The sequence below is a fragment of the Streptomyces sp. NPDC029014 genome (genome assembly GCF_055564695.1).
Genome location: NZ_JBVHVT010000205.1, coordinates 1 through 2,439 on the forward strand (window position 1 = coordinate 1; position 2,439 = coordinate 2,439).

A 2,439-nucleotide genomic window follows, 5' to 3' on the forward strand; every position below is an offset into this window, starting at 1 on the left:
AGACGACACGATGCGCCGTCTCTGCCACCAAACAGCCGGAACCATGCCTGACCAGCGGAAACTCAACGACTACGTTCGGAAAGCGGAAGCCTTCTCAGAGCAAGCCGGCCCAGGGGTCATCGTCCGGTTTGGGCTCTTCGGGGTGGAGCATGCGGCGAACACAGCGCAGGAGTCCCGGTTCACCGGATCCGGCGGCGGTCATCCACGGCAGGGCGTCCATGGCCTGCGCGCGATCCTCTATGGCAGAGCGGGGTGAGAACCACTCGGGATGGCCTCCTTCACCGCCGCTCCGGTCCTGGCAACCCACGCCTCCCCAGTCAGGCGCGTACGGCTTGCCGATGCGGCCAGAGGGCCCCTCCAGGGTGGCCGGCTGCTTCCAGCAGCAGCCGCGCCAGTCACTGCGTAGAACCTATTCCCCGGCCATCGCGGGGAAAGAGGGTGTCGTTTTCCGAAGGAGGCTTGCCCACGGCAATCTGACCTGCACGAATGGAAGATCACCACTTTCGGGGGTTCACGCCTCCGGCAGTACCTCCGGTCCCCCGCCTGGCGCAACCCTCCAGACACCTGTCCAGCCCCCTTCCGGTGCAACCCTCACGAGGCTCACCGGGAGGGCTCCCGAACCCTTGTGCCGGGACACGACAGTTGCCACCTGGACACGGTTTCTGTCACCCCGAGCGCCGGCAAGGGGCGTGCAGAAAATCCCGGCCTCCAGACCTCGGCCCGGCTATTGTGCTGCTGGCAGATCGTCCGATCGACGAGGGGGCTGAGTCATGCTGACCACTACGCATCCCCCGTAGGTACCTCTGGAAAGCCCAGAGGGCCTACGGAGGCTCTTGATGTCCCGAACCGTCCGCACGACTCCCAGGCAACTCCGCGTCCAACGCGACGCGTCGGAGTCCATGTCCCTGTACGACCTGCGCTACACGCACGCTGAACTGGCCCAGGCCGCCCGCGAAGGCCGTCGCCCTGTCCCGACGAAGACACTGCGCCAGATCACCTCCTGGCAGTGGATGGTGCTCGACTGCAGAGATGGCTCGTTCTCGACCGAGATCGCTACGGCTGAACGCCGCGCTCGGCTCCAGGGCCGACTCGAGGCTCAGCGGATCCGCGGACTGCACCACGCCGGCCACGACTTTGACGGCGCAGATATCCCTCCGGTGCGCCACCGTCACGACGGGCTCTGGAACGCTTGGTAGACACGAAGCACCCAAACTGACCGGCATGAGCGAGCACAAAAGTGCCTACGGCAGGTCGACCAAGGGGCTTGTGCCTTCCTGTCCTCGTACGTGATCGCTCATCGCCATCAGGCTGCTCACGAAACTGCGGTCAGAGCCAAAATCAGGGAGTCTCATCAGGGGCCGGTGCCATGTGCGCCGTCCTCAGCACCGTGGTGACATCAACGCCGTCCCGTCGGTGACAACAAGCATGGCCCGCACGGCAGCCAGCGCCAGGCAGTCGGGTTGCCCGGTGCCAACTACCTTGTCCCGGCACAGGAGGCCTGCCCAGGTGGGCGGGGTGGGTGAAGGCGGGACTCACGGCGTACCCGGGCCGCCGGGTTGCCAGTCGTGGGTGGAGCGGACCGACTGGACCGTGCACGGGGTCAGTCTGCGAGGCAAGGCATGGGACGTCACAAGCAGCACAAGCCGAGCCGCGAGAGCGTCCGGCCGGCCACGGAGTGGTTCGGCACCGCGTTCCACTCCGTCCTCGGGATGCAGCACCTGGACGCCCGCCACTCCGGCAACGGCATCCTGATCACCTCCTGCCCTGCCGGGGTCGACGGCACTCCGGCATCGTGGCAGCTGCGCCTGCGCAACGACGACGAGGGGCCAGGGCCCGAACGAGATGGGTGCAGCCCTGACGGCCGGGCGGGGGCACGTGTACAGCGTGAGCGCCGAGCCCGGTGCCGGGACTGTCCTGGCGTTCCTCCCGAACCACCCCGAGGACTGCGTCGGCACGCTGGCCCGGGTCCGCACCATCGAAGGCCCGGACGGCGACGAAGTCGTCTTCGAGTATTCCGCGCAGCGGCCGATGGCGCAGCGTGCGGAGGCCGGGGAGAACCTTCTGCGGATCGTGCCATTGCTCGGCGCGGACGCAGTGCCAACGGATGGAGTCGATGACTGGATGCCGTGCACGGGCTGCTACCGGCCCGTCTACGGCAGCTCCTCCTTGCACACCCTCCTCGGCGCCACCCGTTCCCCGTGATCGGGCTGTGCAGGCTGTGCGGCGACGGCACCGCGCTCCCCTCGCTGCGCCAGGCCGACGTCCCCGTCGACCCGGAGCAGCTCGCCGTCCTGTTCGACCGACAGCCTTCGTCGTTACGGGTAACAACCACTTACGTGTCGGGATGCTGCGGCAGGGCGAGCCAGTCCGACCAGGAGATCTCACGGCCGAGGAAGCGCGGCTGCTCGAACGGCCAGTCGGCGGCGATCCACTGCGGCA

At 67.6% G+C, this 2,439-nt stretch carries 3 protein-coding genes and 1 pseudogene; 3 read left to right on the forward strand and 1 reads right to left on the reverse strand.

Translation table 11 applies throughout. The annotated features are described in order from the left end of the window. The 3 genes from ACZ4VL_RS40430 to ACZ4VL_RS40440 all read left to right on the forward strand — a co-directional run. Nucleotides 1–256: hypothetical protein (locus ACZ4VL_RS40430; protein ID WP_468210989.1), on the forward strand; the 256-nt coding region annotated here is incomplete at its 5' end. 643 nt (nt 257–899) lie between these two features. Then, the gene (locus ACZ4VL_RS40435; RefSeq protein WP_468210992.1) at nt 900–1,196 is read left to right on the forward strand and encodes a hypothetical protein; all 297 of its coding nucleotides are present in this window, start codon (nt 900–902) and stop codon (nt 1,194–1,196) included. Nucleotides 1,197–1,884: 688 nt separating this feature from the next. Beyond that, on the forward strand, nt 1,885–2,202 hold the full coding sequence (locus tag ACZ4VL_RS40440; protein WP_468210994.1) for a hypothetical protein: 318 nt from the start codon (nt 1,885–1,887) through the stop codon (nt 2,200–2,202). A gap of 130 nt (nt 2,203–2,332) precedes the next feature. Here ACZ4VL_RS40440 and ACZ4VL_RS40445 read toward each other — a convergent pair. Continuing rightward, nucleotides 2,333–2,439: pseudogene (locus tag ACZ4VL_RS40445) on the reverse strand (N-acetyltransferase); the annotation flags it as partial.

Bases quoted from the DNA above. Each gene is read 5' to 3' on its own strand.
- ACZ4VL_RS40435 (WP_468210992.1), top strand. From the start codon at position 900: ATGTCCCTGTACGACCTGCGCTACACGCACGCTGAACTGGCCCAGGCC.